At 44.2% G+C, this 13,893-nt stretch carries 10 protein-coding genes; 3 read left to right on the forward strand and 7 right to left on the reverse strand.

Annotated features, from left to right (window positions below; genetic code table 11):
* The first annotated feature begins 1 nt into the window (after position 1).
* Positions 2-907: a lipid kinase YegS gene (gene yegS, locus ITG09_17200; GenBank protein ID UPR54691.1), complete on the forward strand. Its 906-nt coding sequence runs from the start codon at positions 2-4 to the stop codon at positions 905-907.
* 167 nt (positions 908-1,074) lie between these two features.
* On the opposite strand, the gene ITG09_17205 is transcribed toward yegS, so the two are convergent.
* Positions 1,075-2,757: an alkaline phosphatase family protein gene (locus ITG09_17205; protein UPR54692.1), complete on the reverse strand. Its 1,683-nt coding sequence runs from the start codon at positions 2,755-2,757 to the stop codon at positions 1,075-1,077.
* Positions 2,758-2,940: 183 nt separating this feature from the next.
* Positions 2,941-3,729 carry an SUMF1/EgtB/PvdO family nonheme iron enzyme gene (locus tag ITG09_17210; GenBank protein ID UPR54693.1) on the reverse strand — a complete coding sequence of 263 codons (789 nt, stop codon included), beginning with the start codon at positions 3,727-3,729 and terminating at the stop codon, positions 2,941-2,943.
* Between the two features lie 137 nt (positions 3,730-3,866).
* On the opposite strand from ITG09_17210, the gene ITG09_17215 reads away from it, so the two are divergent.
* Together ITG09_17215 and ITG09_17220 are read left to right on the forward strand one after the other, a co-directional pair.
* A complete protein-coding gene (locus ITG09_17215; GenBank protein ID UPR54694.1) occupies positions 3,867-5,198 on the forward strand; it encodes an anaerobic sulfatase maturase in 1,332 nt (443 codons plus the stop codon).
* Between the two features lie 87 nt (positions 5,199-5,285).
* Positions 5,286-6,344, forward strand: a complete 1,059-nt coding sequence (locus tag ITG09_17220) for a hypothetical protein (protein ID UPR54695.1) — start codon at positions 5,286-5,288, stop codon at positions 6,342-6,344.
* 147 nt (positions 6,345-6,491) lie between these two features.
* On the opposite strand, the gene ggt is transcribed toward ITG09_17220, so the two are convergent.
* From ggt to ITG09_17245, 5 genes are all read right to left on the reverse strand, one after another.
* Positions 6,492-8,222, reverse strand: coding sequence for a gamma-glutamyltransferase (gene ggt, locus ITG09_17225; protein UPR54696.1), 1,731 nt, complete (start codon positions 8,220-8,222; stop codon positions 6,492-6,494).
* Between the two features lie 261 nt (positions 8,223-8,483).
* Complete coding sequence (locus tag ITG09_17230) at positions 8,484-9,551, reverse strand: sulfate ABC transporter permease (protein ID UPR54697.1); 1,068 nt, start codon at positions 9,549-9,551, stop codon at positions 8,484-8,486.
* 1 nt (position 9,552) lies between these two features.
* A complete protein-coding gene (locus ITG09_17235; GenBank protein ID UPR54698.1) occupies positions 9,553-10,029 on the reverse strand; it encodes a hypothetical protein in 477 nt (158 codons plus the stop codon).
* A gap of 9 nt (positions 10,030-10,038) precedes the next feature.
* Positions 10,039-13,242 carry a response regulator gene (locus ITG09_17240; GenBank protein UPR54699.1) on the reverse strand — a complete coding sequence of 1,068 codons (3,204 nt, stop codon included), beginning with the start codon at positions 13,240-13,242 and terminating at the stop codon, positions 10,039-10,041.
* Between the two features lie 213 nt (positions 13,243-13,455).
* Positions 13,456-13,830 carry a hypothetical protein gene (locus ITG09_17245; protein ID UPR54700.1) on the reverse strand — a complete coding sequence of 125 codons (375 nt, stop codon included), beginning with the start codon at positions 13,828-13,830 and terminating at the stop codon, positions 13,456-13,458.
* Positions 13,831-13,893 lie beyond the last annotated feature (63 nt).

The following is a 13,893-nucleotide window of genomic DNA, read 5'->3' on the forward strand; positions in this document are numbered from 1 at the left end:
CATGGAAAGCATTCGCGCGATTTTAAACGGTAAGAAAGCCAACATCCCGGAATTAAGACAAGTCATCTTTGCGGCGAGGGACAATGATATTGACCTGCAAGTTAGAGTGACTTGGGAATCGTCGGATATGTTTCGTTTGGTAAGCGAGGCAATATGCGATGGTGTTAAGCGTCTGATTGTGGCGGGTGGCGATGGAACGGTCAATGAGGCCGTTAACGCGCTTAACCAGTTTCGTGCTAGCGAGAGGCCGCAGCTTGCTATTATTCCCATGGGAACCGCGAATGATTTTGCGACCGCAATCGGAATTCCTAGCGATATTGCTCAGGCGTTTACGCTTGCTTTAGAAGGGAATGCGTTTGCGGTCGACAGTGTTCGTGCCAATGATCGTTATTTCATGAATGTTGCTGCAGCGGGTTTTGGCGCCGAAGTGACGGCCGAAACGCCCGTTGAACTTAAAGACTTTCTTGGTGGTGGCGCATACACGCTAACAGGTGTAGTCAAAGCGCTAGGCTTTAAACCTTACAGCGGTACCTTGACCATAGATAAAGGCAGCTTTACAGGGGAGATCCTTGTTGGTGCTTTTTGCAATGGTCGCTTAGCGGGTGGTGGACAAGAACTAGCACCGAATGCGCTGATTGATGACGGCTTAATGGATCTTACTTTAATAAAAGCCTTCGTTGCTTCTGACTTGCAAAAAGTCATCGAAGAGCTCAAGCATCCAATCGACGACGGCAAGTACATTGTTCACACCCAAGCGCGTTGGTTAGAGATAGATTTCCCTCAGCCATTGCCCATTAACCTTGACGGTGAACCTTATCGATCCAACCAAATACGTTTGGAGGTCATGCCATCCAGCATTTGTTTGGTGCTGCCCGATAGCTGTCCTTGTTTGGTGAAGAACCAGTGAAGGCACTTAACTTATATTGATTCAATCTATCCGCTATTGATTAAAAGAGCCGCTTATCTGTTTCGACTGAATCAGTCTGAATATGATAAACGGCTCTTTTCTTGAGTGGGTGCTGGATTCGAAATCTAGATGACGAAACCTAGATCAGGAAACCTTAGAGATTGAGTCTACTCAGTGATCTCTTGTAGTACCTCTCCAATTGACCCACTTGGTTGTGTGATCCCCAGTTTGTTTGAAAGCGTCGGGGCAATATCGTATGGCGTGATTGCACGCGAGACCTTCTGAGCTTCAACATCGTAGCCTGCGAAGATAACCGGTACATGTGTGTCGTACTTCCACGGAGAACCATGAGTCGAGGCAATTTGTAGACCTTCCATGTCGTTAATGTAGCTACGCGGATTAAATACCACATACACATCGCCTGAACGTGCAGGGTGATAGTTGTTCTTGATTAACTGCATCACATGAGTGTCAGGGACTCGGTTGGCTGCGATATCACTGCTTGATACCGCAAACGCAACGCCTTTCACTTTGGCAATTTCATCTGCAATGGCTTCTTGTATCTTAGCCAAATCCAACTTCTTCTCTGCGATTAAGTCGTGATTCAGATAGATATAAGGCTGTGCATACAAGCGAATTGCGTCTTTGGTTAGACCAAATTCATCCTTCAATCGTTTCTCAACACCACTCGATAGTAGTGTGTCTTTATTGAAGTATTGAGCTTGATTGAAACCAAGCGCATTTGCCGCAGGTGAAGATTCAGGAACACCATGGTCGGCAGACAGCACAATTAATGTGTTTTCTAGCCCGACTTGGTTATCAACGGTTTTGAAAAGCTTAGCGAGTGTCTTATCCAGGCGGATTAAGTTGTCTTCAGTCTCTAAGCTTTCAGGGCCGTATAGGTGCACCACGTAGTCGTTTGATGAGAAACTCACGGATAGATAATCAGTAACGTCACCTTGGCCAAGCTTCTCTTGCATTAACAAGGTGCTAGCGAAGTTTTCTGTGATTTCATCACCAGCAGGGCTCACGGTTAGCGTTGTGCTGTAGTACTTGTAACTTGCCGGGCCGTATGGGTGAGGGAAGGTACGTTGGAAATCACCGAGTTTCACTTTGTGTTCGGTATCGTGTTCTTGCAACGTGTATTTCTCACGCGGTAATGAGAGCTCCCACTTCTGTTTGGAATACTGAGCAGCAATCGCTTTTTCGTTCCAGCGTGATACCCAATCTGGATACTCGTCGTAGTAATAGTTACTGGTGACAAACTCAGATTGTGCTTTGGAGAACCAGAAGGCTTTACCACTGTGTCCCGCCAATGAGATTGCGCCGCGGTCTTTCACTGATACACCGAACACTTTTGATTTGCCACTATTGGAAATCGTGAGCTCATCACCAAACGTTGTAGAGAGTATTGGTTCCGGAGAGCGGCCATCGCCTTGTGCTGTCTTCTGCGTTGGGTCAATTTCAGTGGCTTTATCAACACCCGCACCAGAGGTCAGCATTTGGTAGTTACCGTCTTCTACGTTATACACCAAACGTTCTTCGCTACGGTCATACCAAACATTACCCACCATGCCGTGTACGCTCGGCGGAGCACCGGTTGCAAGCGACACATGGCCTACGATCGTTTCCGTGTTGCCATGTTGGTAGTTCGCGTTGGTGTAGTAAGTACCGTCATCCATTAAGTACCGGAAACCACCTTCACCGAAGTTGTGCTTATATCGTTCGATTAGATCTGCGCGCAGGCCATCTACCGTGATTTGAAGGACTAGATTTGGCTTTTCCGCAGCTGAAGCTGGGAGAGCGCAGAGTAACGCAAGTGTTAGCCCTGAAAGCTTGGTGTATTGCATAGGGTTTCCTTATTCAGTATTGCCGTAGCGTTCCAACGTTTGGTCAAATTTCTAATGTTTGGTCAGATTTCTAACGTGTGTACAGTGCGAATCGTATTTTTAGTATTGTTGGTGAAGATTAGTGAACCATAACCGTCGGCATCTTTAGTTAGTGCGCATCTTTAACTAGCTCGTATTTTTTAGCTAGTACGTGTCCTTAACTAAACGCAGACCCATATCTGACATGGTGATCGATTGGCTTGCGAAGTCACGACGGTAACTTTCAGATTCATTTTCGTCATAAGCAAAGCTGCCACCGCGAACCGACTTGTGCGATAAACCAACGTCGCTGTGTTTTGCGTTGTTAGGGTTGTCTGTTGGACCGAATCGGTAAAAGGTGTCATCGAAGGCATCAATAACAAACTCGCCCACGTTTCCAGTCATGTCATATAAGCCTAGTTCATTTGGTTTCTTTAGCCCGACGGGATGTGCGCTATTTTTAGAATTTGCTGAGTACCACGCAACATCATCTAAGTTATTGGAACCACTGTAAGTATAGCCTTTACTTTTGTTACCACCTTTCGCTGCAAACTCCCATTCTGCTTCAGTTGGTAAACGGTATTCTTCACCCGTTAGTTCATTCAATTGCTCAACGAAGTAGTTCGCCTGTTGCCAACTAAGGTTATTGACTGGAACTTGTGGGTTTTTGAAATAACTGAGAGATGAACCCATCACCGATTCGAACAATTCTTGAGTCACCTCAAACTTCGCAATATAGAAACTATCTACAGTTACATTACGTGCAGGACGCTCTGCTTTGGTTGCTTCTGGATCGTTCGACCCCATGGTGAATGTGCCGCCTTCAACCAATACCATCTCTTGGTCAATTTGTTGGGCGATAGGGTGTGTAGGCACGCTTGCACAGCCACTCAGAAGAATAGTCATGGTGACGCTGCTAATTGTTGCTAACTGTTTGTAATTAAAAAATTTCATCACGTGCCTCAGATGTTCGAAATAGGGTCTAATTCTAACGTTTAAGGTCATTCCTATTGGTTATAAAGGGTATAACATGTCACTTGATCGAATAGGAATTATGATGGGTCCAGAATACTAAAATAGGTAGGTAAATCATGCATATTACTCAAGGTCCACAATATAACGGTAAAGCGTCTAAGCGCTTGCATGTCATGGCTAAGCCGATTGGCGCTGCATGTAACATTGACTGTAAATATTGTTACTACCTAAGTAAGCAAGATTTGTTGGAGTACAAAAAAGGCAGTTCTCCAAGAATGGATGATGAGACGCTAGAAACCTACATCCGACAATACATTGAAGGTCAAAACACGCCAGAAATCATCTTCTCATGGCAGGGCGGTGAACCGACCATGCTAGGTTTGGCATATTTTGAACGCGTGGTTGAGCTACAGAAAAAGTACCAACCTAAAGGTGTATTGATTTCAAACGATTTACAAACCAATGGCACTTTGCTGAATGATGATTGGGCTGAGTTTCTTGCGAAGAATAACTTCCTGATCGGTTTGAGTATTGATGGTCCTGAAATGTTGCACAATGCCTATCGTGTCAACAGAGCAGGCCGTGGCACATTCAAACAAGTGATGGCGGCTGTGGAGCTGCTGCACAAACACCAAGTGAAATTCGCAACGCTGACTTGTGTGAATAACCTCACCAGTCAAAATGCACTTGAGGTGTATCGTTTCCTACGTGATGTGGTCAAATCACCGCAAATGCAGTTTATTCCTATCGTTGAACAGAAAACGTTCAGAACGGTTGCACCACAAACATCCCAAGTGAGTGAGCAGCTCAAACAAGGCGACAAACGCCTGATCCCCGGCCACAAAGATTCGATCATGGAATCTTGGTGTGTGTCGGACTTGGCTTGGGGTAATTTCCTTATCTCTGTATTTGATGAGTGGGCTAAGAACGACATCGGTAAGGTGTTTGTTCAATATTTTGAAGCGAGCGTAGAAACATGGATTGGTCGCCCGAACCCGCTTTGTACTTTGAACGAGATATGTGGCAAAGGCCTAGCGATGGAGCCTAACGGTGATGTGTTCTCGTGTGACCACTATGTTTACCCTGAATACAAGATTGGCAATATTCATCACGAGAAGCTTGATGATTTGGCGTACAGCGCACCACAGCAAAAGTTTGGCTTTGCTAAATCACGCACACTGACCAATCAATGTCAGCAGTGTGATTACAAGTTCGCTTGTCATGGTGAGTGTCCTAAGAACCGCTTTATCAAAACTCGTGCAGGCGAACCGGGCTTGAACTACTTGTGTGCAGGTTGGCACAAGTTCTTTTCTCATGTCGATAAATCAATGGCTTATATCGCTCGCGCGATGGGGCATCCAGTGGCTCATGGCAAATTCAGCGACTCAGTATTGTTGGCGCATCGAGCAAAACAGGCGCAACAAGCTACGTTTGAGACGAAGTTTTAACTCGTTTTTTGGGTCAACAGATCCAATGCAAATTTAATTAGATACGAGTCTAAGGACAGGCTAAGTTCTCCAGCTTAAGGTAATACTATGATCAAGAAGAGTTTAGCGACGGCTGTTGCTTTGTTGATATCAACGTCCGCATTGATTTCAACGTCTGCGATGGCTACGAATAGCGTTCAACAAACGGTTGACGCGCCAGCACAAAATATCAATCAAGTTCTTGAAATAACGGACACTCAAACCCGTATTCAGCAGTTGTCTTACATGGCACAAGATCAGAATCAATCTGTTGAAAATCGTACTGGTGCATTGCAAGCACTTGCTTCATACCCAAGTCAAAATGCATTGGTGGCGGTTGCAAGAGGCTTAAAAGATCAAAATCCTGAAGTTCGTGAAGCATCGGTGATTGGCTCTGAACCTTATCAACTGGAACATCGCTGGGCATTGGTATCTCCGTTGCTAAAAGACAGCGATACCATGGTTCGCCACACGGCAACATCCAATCTAATTCGTGACTTTAATGCTTTAGATGACGAGCAGAAAGCACAAATTGAACCACCAGTCGCAGAGTTGATTAGCTTCTTGGAAATGCAAGAATCTGAAAAATTTCAACTGCTGTTTGCTGATGTGCTTCGTTGGCACAATGAGTGGGACAAGGCCGAAACTGTTTATTTAGAGCTCATTAAAACTCATCCTAAAGAGCCACAAGTTTGGTTGAGCTATGCCGATAACTTCCGTGCACAGAATAAAGACCAGCAAGCGGTTGAAGTGCTAGATCGTGGTTTGAAGAGTGTGCCAGATAACGCAGCAATGCATTACTCTAAATCTTTGACTCTAGTTCGCCTTGAAGACAAGAGCGCTGCAGCCAATGAGATTGAAGTAGCCGCGAAGTTAGCGAAAGATAACAGCTACTACTGGTACCTCAATGGGGTATTACAAGAAGAGTTGGACATCGATAAATCGACTAAATCATTCGAAAAAGCGTATCTGATTTCGGGGTCTCCAGAGCAGTTATACGCGGTATGCGATATCTATGTCCGCTATGGCAATGAAAAGACCGATGATTGCTTAAGTGAGCTAGGTAAAGTGGCTCCTGATTATGTTATTGAGCAGTTGAAAGAGAAACGAGTCGCGCCAAGCTCATAATATTCTAATGAGTAAACAGCGAAGCCGGTAATGAAAAGCCAGTCGACACGTTCGACTGGCTTTTTCGCATCCTTGAACCACTTAGACAAGGCTCAAGCTATTAAAGATAAAATAAGGGCAAGCCTATTACTTGCCCATTTCGTTTTATCATTCACCCATAGAGCTTGATGCACGGCGTCTGTCGGTCGCGCCATATATCTTGCCATCTTTGATTTCAATGGCATTCAAGCCACTAACGACTGGAATGACATGCACCGGATAACCGAGCTGCATGAACTCTGGTACTAGCATTTCAGCGTAAGTTTTCTTCTCGATGAGTAAACCTGTTGGGTCATAAGGTTTGGTGCGGTCGATCTTAGTGCCGTATTGAATGTTTGGAAGATCAATAGCTTCCTGCGCAGACAGGTCCCAATCAAGAACACCTACCACGGCTTTCAACACGTACCCCGGAATTTGCGAGCTACCTGGAGAGCCGACAACTAAACGCAGGTCGTCTTTTTTATCCATAACCATTAATGGTGTGATTGCAGAGCGTGGTCGCTTACCTGCTTCGATGGCATTTTGAGTCGGTTTACCGCTTATGGTGGGTTTGGTGGAGAAGTTCGCCATTTGTGCGTTAAGAATTACACCATCGACCATTACTCCTGAACCCATACCTGTGCCGACGGTGCTGGTCATTGCAATGGCATTACCGTCTTTGTCGATGATGGATATGTGACCGGTATCTTGGCTCTCAAAACCTTGATACTGAGCGTAATCAGTATCTAATAGTTTGCCTGCTTTCGGATTTTTTTTCGCAATGCCACTCTCTGGAATGAGCTTACGTCGCTTATCGATGTAGGATTTGTCGAGTAGGGCAGCAACTGGCGCTTCAATGAAATCGGGGTCGCCAGCATAAGAGATACGATCGGCTTTGGCGATTCTCATAGCTTCAGTCATCAAGCGCCAAGGTTCAACATCGGTTTTAGACATGTTGCCTAAGTCATAGGCTTCCAACATTTCAAGGCTTTGAGCGACCATTACACCACCAGAGGCAGGATAGCCAAATGAGACAATCTTATTGCCTCGGTAGTCGCTTTCAATAACCTCACGCTGTTTCACTTGGTACTGTTCAAAATCTTCGATAGAGAGTTTAGCTTGGTCGGCGTCGATTCGGCTGTTCACCGTTTCAACTATGTGCTTACCAAACTCGCCACCATAAAGGTACTTATCACCTTGTTGAGCAATATTGGTCAATGTTGTGGCAAGCTTTGGGTTCTTCATCAATGTGCCGGTTGGTTTGATTTGGTCGTCATTCCAATACAGGGCTTCGATTTCTGGATCTTCAATCAATCTTTCTTGTTCACGAACCACGATGTCGTAGGTGTAGCTGTTCATCGCATAGCCCTTGCTTGCCAGTTCAATCGCGGGTTGAACAAGCTCAGACCAAGGCAGCTTTCCATATTGTTGATGAGTGCTATAGAGCAAGCGAAGTGTGCCGGGAACGGCAACAGAACGAGCCCCTAGAATCTCGTTTCGACTAAGCGCTTTTCCATTTTCCATGAACATGTCTGGAGTGGCACTTGAAGGAGCTTCATCTCGTCCATCAAGAGCGAGGAATTGATCTTTGTCTTTTTGATAAAACAGCGCAAAAGTACCACCGCCAATCCCAGTCATATCAGGTTCAACTACCGACATTGTCATCTGCATCGCCACCATCGTATCGACTGCGTTACCTCCTTTTTTGAGTATCGAATACCCTGTGCTGCTTACGTATGGATTCGTGGCACTTACCATAAACTCTTCGCCAGTTTCGTCCGGTGTAATTGGAAAAGGATTTGGCTCAGCGGCGAAACCGACCGCTGAAACCAAACTTAAAGATAAAGTAGCTATTCGCATGCGTTCTCCGTTTAAGGTATCTGTTTATTCGCTCTTAGGTTGACCAAATTAAGGTAGTGAAGTTCGTAAGTTTAAGACCTTTTTACACAGTGTTGACAGCTCTGACATTAATCGCCAGATCTCCTAAATGTTTCTGTATTAAAGGATAGTTAAGACCAATGTTATGGCTTGTTAAGCATGACAATTCAAAGACATAAAAAAGCCCAGACTGTTTGATTAGCTTGGGCTTTTATTTCTATTTACGATGATCTTTACGCATGATTAGAAAACGAAACTCAACATGATGGTGTAGAGAACAGCGTCTTTATCGTCAAAAGTACCCTGCGGATAGAAGTCTTCAACAAAGGCGCCGTTTGTTTTACGAGCTTCAAAATATTGCACTTCACCATTGATAGAGACGTTTGGTAACACATCGTAATCCACACCAATTAGGTAGCTGTTTCCTGTTAGGTGTTCGTGTGAATCAAACTCTGCTCCGTAAACGACGTATGGAGTGAATAAATTTAGCCTATAGCCCAAACTAGCGTACATCGAGGATGAAAAGTCACTGATCTGCCCTTCACTTGTAAGTACCGCTTTACCTAATTCGTACTCAGCACCTAGTGACCAAAGTTGGATGTGTTGGTTTTTCAGTAGTCTTGGGTTAGGCAGAAACACTGAGTCAATTGTTTGATCGAAATTTGAATCTAAGAAGGATAAATTCCAACGATAGTTTTCACCACTTAACTGAAGGTTGGCACCAAACATACGATTAGTTTCGAATTCCAGTTCTGTGCTCGAATTAAAGTCGACTTTGTTTTTGTCTTTTACACCGAAGAAAGGGGAGAGCAATAGCGTGGCTTCATCACTCACATCGTGAGTCCAGCTCACTTTAATGCCGTTGAAAGCTGTGATTCCGAGAACGCTGTCATACACTTCTGTCGGTGGCCTTGCTGTCATATAGGCTTGGCCTACATAGTAGTACTCAGAGGCAAGGAATAGTGGCAGTCGCAATCGACCAACGCTGACATCAAAGTCATTAAATTCGTATCCGAGGTAAGCCCACTCTAGTTGCGGTTCACTCCAGTCATATTGAGGTGGTTTGACTACTTGCACGGAGGCTTTGAATGAATTGTAGAAGTAGTCGAGTTGAACACCGAATGTGGTATCACAGTCGTAACAGCTCTCATCAGTAAAACCGTGGTTGATGATTAATGGGTTATCATTATCCGATGTTGCCCAAGACGTTGAACCAAAGCCACTCAAGGACAAATTTTCTGTAAGCTCGATAATCGCAAAAGCCGGAGAGGCCATTGAGGCACATAACACTGACGTAATTATTCTTTTCATATTATTTCTCCGAACTTATAACGTAGAGAACGTTGGCATTTTGAGGAACCGAAGAGAGTGGGGAGTAACCAATACGATTTGGTTTGTCATTAAGCCAGTCCACTAAACTGTCTGTTGACGCCGTTTTGATTTCTCTTGGATAACGCGCTTTTCCTGAAAAAGACAAGCCAGCCCAATGTGCATTCATCTGAGCGGCATTTTTGCCAAGTAAAAGCTGATAAAATTGTTCTCTCTCGGCGCTGTTTTCAGGCCAATCTGATAGTTCTACACGTTTGCCATTGAGGCGTTTTGTTTTTCCTCGGTATAGCTTTCTCGCTTTGTTTATCGATATCTCTTCAAACCCAGAGTCTAAAGAAAATATGGCGTAATCTTCTGCGGCATGAGCGGGGCTGAGAAGTAGTAAACTTCCTAGCAACCCAATCACTGCGGGTAGCAGTGCTCTGCACGAGAGTGTTTTAATTGTTTTGATCCAATCCATTGGTTTCTCCTAACAAGTCGCACTTTCTATTTGGTGGAACAGTTTTTCTTTTCTTACGGGCTTCGCTACGTACCCATCCATTCCGGAATCAAAGCACTTTTGAATATCATCATCGATAACGCTGGCGGTTAACGCGATAATAGGAGTTTTGCTTAAGCCTAGGTTTTTCTCGTGTTCGCGAATCTCCTTAGTTGCGGTGAAACCGTCCATAATAGGCATCATGCAGTCCATCAAAATAATGTCGAAGCTACTGTCGTTTTGGTACATATCAACGGCAATTTGTCCGTTGTCTGCAATTTCAAAAGCGTAGCCGGCTTTTTTAAGCATCACTGAAGCAACTTTCTGGTTCACGCGATTGTCTTCAACCAAGAGAATCTTTTCAGACTTGCTTGGTACTACGTTCAACTCAGGTTGCTCCGGTAATGTTTGCTTGGCTGTTTGTGCGCTATGAATAGGTGTGACCGTTGAGTTTGAAGGTGTTGCAGGTGCGTTTTGCGTCGTCGGCAGTGGCATCGCTTCTACTGCTGCGAGAACCTTCTCTTTCAACATCTCGAACTTGAATGGTTTAGGCACGTAATCGTCCATGCCTACGTCGAAACATTTTTGAATATCATCATCAATCACACTCGCTGTAAGAGCGATGATAGGAATACGACGAGTGGAATTGGCCTCTTTTTCAACGCGGCGAATATTAGCTGTTGCTTCAAAGCCATCCATCACTGGCATCATGCAGTCCATAAGAATTGCGGCGTAATGTGGGTTGGCTGTAAACATGTCGACCGCTTCTTGTCCGTTATTAGCGAACTCGAATTCGAAACCGCTTTTTCCAACGTGAAGCCCCGCGATTTTCTGGTTGATCTTATTGTCTTCGACGATCAGGATTTTGTGTTGAATCGTCACTATTTGCTGGTTGGCTTCTGACAGCTCGGCTAGACCTTGTGAGTCACAAAGTTCAACGGCTTTTATTAAGCGCAAGCCGAGTAGGGGTTGTGATACTTGAGCGGTAATACAGTGCCCAATATCTGCTGGGTCACTTAGGAATGAACGAATCAAACAAATTGTTGCGCCATTCTTGTGGAGTTTGTCTAGGTTGTCTGAATAGTCGATCGCTTGGAATGAATCGTCTTCAGCAAAAATGACGGTGGTTGGTTTGTCGTGTTTTTTCGCAGAAATGTGCTCGTTAATTGTATCCGCGCTGTTTGTTTGCTGAGTGACTTTCAAGCCATAGAGATTAAGGTCGCTTTCGATTCGCTCAGTAAGTATATTCTCGTTACCTAGAATATAGATATTTGTTGAGGCTGTGCTTGGTTTTGGTAACATCAAATCAACGGCCAATGCTAGGTCGAAGTAGAAGCAACTACCTTCACCTTTGACGGAATCGAGTTGGATTTGGCCACCCATCAGTTCAACCAACTGAGTACTAATAGCAAGACCAAGACCCGTACCACCGAATTGTCTGGTTGTCGAATCGTCCTCTTGAGCGAACGGTTCGAATATCTGTTTCTGTTGCTGCTTGTCGATACCAATACCTGTGTCGCGAACGGCTAATCGAATGGTGACATTATCGTTAGATTGTTCGAGTGTTTTGATCGACAGTGTTACGCCACCTTCTGCAGTAAACTTCACCGCGTTCGACATAAAGTTCATCAAGATCTGTCTTAGACGGTGATCGTCTATCATCACGCGTGCTGGTGTATCAGGGCTGATATCGACGTTAACTGATATTTTTTGCTCTTTGGCTTTTGGTGCAACAATAGAAGCTATGTCGTAAATCGACTCTCGAATTGATGCTGAATGAGGGCTGATCAACAACATGCCAGATTCGATTTTAGAGAAGTCCAAAATGTCGTTGATAAGGCTTAATAGCAGTTGAGAAGAGGTCTCAATGGTATCGACATAATCGCGTTGTGTTGGTGTCAGCGGTGTATCAGATAAGATCTCAGAAATACCAATAACCCCATTCAATGGAGTACGAATCTCGTGTGACATGTTTGCCAAGAAGCTACTTTTGGCCTTACTGGCTTGTATCGCGTGATCTTTTGCTTCTTCAGCGTCTTCTTTAGCTCGCTCGGCGTCTTCTTTTGCTACCGTCAGTCTATCTTTCGCGAGTTCTCGTTCGATGGTCAATCGTTCAACCTGCTGAGCAAACAGACTGAGTTCATCTTTACCTTGGATTAATTTGTCTAAAGAAGGGCGAGTGTCATCATTTTCGCTTTTTAAGAAAGCTAACACCAAATTTAGGTTGTTGGTGACTTGTCTTGCCAAGCTTAAGGTTAGTCCCATAACGATCATTGCGAGCACAGCAACAATGGAAATAAACAAGGTTCGTTGTACTTGCGCGTCGTAGATGGCTTGCTCAACCTCTTGTTGGAATTCTTGCTTGATCACATTGCCTAGGCTTTGCAATAAATTAAGTCGAGCACTCATCGCCTCCAACCCTATAGATACCTCTTGAGGTGTCAGTTGGCTGATTGCGTTTAGATCGAGTAGCGCGTTTCTGATCTCTTGGCTCTGAGCAAATACGTCGTTTCTAAACACCTCAACCATCAGTGACACTTGATGTTCGTTGGCATTCAACGATACAAAGCGTTCTAGGAACAACTGTTGTCTTTCACTAAGTGTTTCAATTTGTTCAGCGAGTTCTGGGTCGTATTCTTGGTTAGTTTGGAATATCTCAATCAATGAGGTACCTAGCTTGAACTCTTCGTTTGACCAGAACATCAACCATTCAAGTTGTTGTAATGCGGTGAGGTGTTGTTGAATTTCACGCTTGGTGTTTTCGAAAGGGACTTTTTCGACTTCAAGTAACAGTTGTTTGTATAAATCACTCTGCCATTCGAGGGCGTCCAATTTATCGTAAGTGTCAGTCGCTTCCATCGTTGATAGGGTCGCTTCACTGAAATCTGAAACCAGTTGATTCATATCATCAGAAGCGCCTAAAAAAATGATGGGTGACAGCGTTTTTAATTCTGCCTTTACTTGGCTGCTTTGTGTTGCGAACTCTTCAGGGCTAGAAGCGAGGGTGCTTCGATACAAGACTGAAATATCTTGAAGGTACACAGATAACTGATTGGTCCGTTCAAAATCGGTTAACTGTGTCGTTAAGATATAAGCTTGTCTGCCAGCAAGGAAGAGCAGTAGTGAAATGGGAAGTAGAACTAAGCCAAAGAGTTTATGTTTGACTGAAAGGTTATTCCAGACCGTAATCGCCATATAAGGATCCATCCAACTGTTTTTATATAAAAACAGTAGAATAAAAATGCAGATATGGAAACTTTGAAATGGTAAATTTTATGTAAGTGTGGGAGGGGTATAAGTTCTTGTGATTCCAGAGCTTATTTTGAAATACGTTCTTTTATTAGTAATTTATAGCGTTTGCCGGTCGGTTTGGTTTGTATGCTTATTGATGAATGACTTAAAAGAAAGTTAATGTGGGCGTTTTTTATCTAGGCTTAATTCGAAAAGAAGCTGCTCTAATACGGTTTTTGCAGAGGGTTCCAATGTCCAAATACCGAGCATTCTGTTAAGTGCAGCGCGATACACTCTGTTTTTTAGTAGGAAGGCGAGCGTGCTCGTATCATTGCTGAACACGTGCATTTGTACGACGGTGAGTTTTGCTTTGTTCTCGATGTCTATATTCTGAAGATTGAAAGCGGGTAGGAAGGCAGACTCATACCAAACCTCAACGATTTCTCGAAGCTCCATCTCTTCTTCAGGCACATCGCACTCCTGAAGTTGGTGGTTTTCAGGAATTGCGGATAAGTAGGCTACATCAAGCTTGTCTGCAACGAATGTGTACATTTGCTTCCTTGTTACAAGTGGTTCTAGAGCGAATCATCTCTCTCACTTATGTTTTTGTCAATT

Source organism: Vibrio cyclitrophicus (genome assembly GCA_023206055.1).
Taxonomy (GTDB): domain Bacteria; phylum Pseudomonadota; class Gammaproteobacteria; order Enterobacterales; family Vibrionaceae; genus Vibrio; species Vibrio cyclitrophicus_A.

Coding starts and splice junctions, on each gene's coding strand:
- yegS (UPR54691.1), top strand. CDS start 2: ATGGAAAGCATTCGCGCGATTTTAAACGGTAAGAAAGCCAACATCCCG.
- ITG09_17205 (UPR54692.1), bottom strand. CDS start 2,757: ATGCAATACACCAAGCTTTCAGGGCTAACACTTGCGTTACTCTGCGCT.
- ITG09_17210 (UPR54693.1), bottom strand. CDS start 3,729: ATGAAATTTTTTAATTACAAACAGTTAGCAACAATTAGCAGCGTCACC.
- ITG09_17215 (UPR54694.1), top strand. CDS start 3,867: ATGCATATTACTCAAGGTCCACAATATAACGGTAAAGCGTCTAAGCGC.
- ITG09_17220 (UPR54695.1), top strand. CDS start 5,286: ATGATCAAGAAGAGTTTAGCGACGGCTGTTGCTTTGTTGATATCAACG.
- ggt (UPR54696.1), bottom strand. CDS start 8,222: ATGCGAATAGCTACTTTATCTTTAAGTTTGGTTTCAGCGGTCGGTTTC.
- ITG09_17230 (UPR54697.1), bottom strand. CDS start 9,551: ATGAAAAGAATAATTACGTCAGTGTTATGTGCCTCAATGGCCTCTCCG.
- ITG09_17235 (UPR54698.1), bottom strand. CDS start 10,029: ATGGATTGGATCAAAACAATTAAAACACTCTCGTGCAGAGCACTGCTA.
- ITG09_17240 (UPR54699.1), bottom strand. CDS start 13,242: ATGGCGATTACGGTCTGGAATAACCTTTCAGTCAAACATAAACTCTTT.
- ITG09_17245 (UPR54700.1), bottom strand. CDS start 13,830: ATGTACACATTCGTTGCAGACAAGCTTGATGTAGCCTACTTATCCGCA.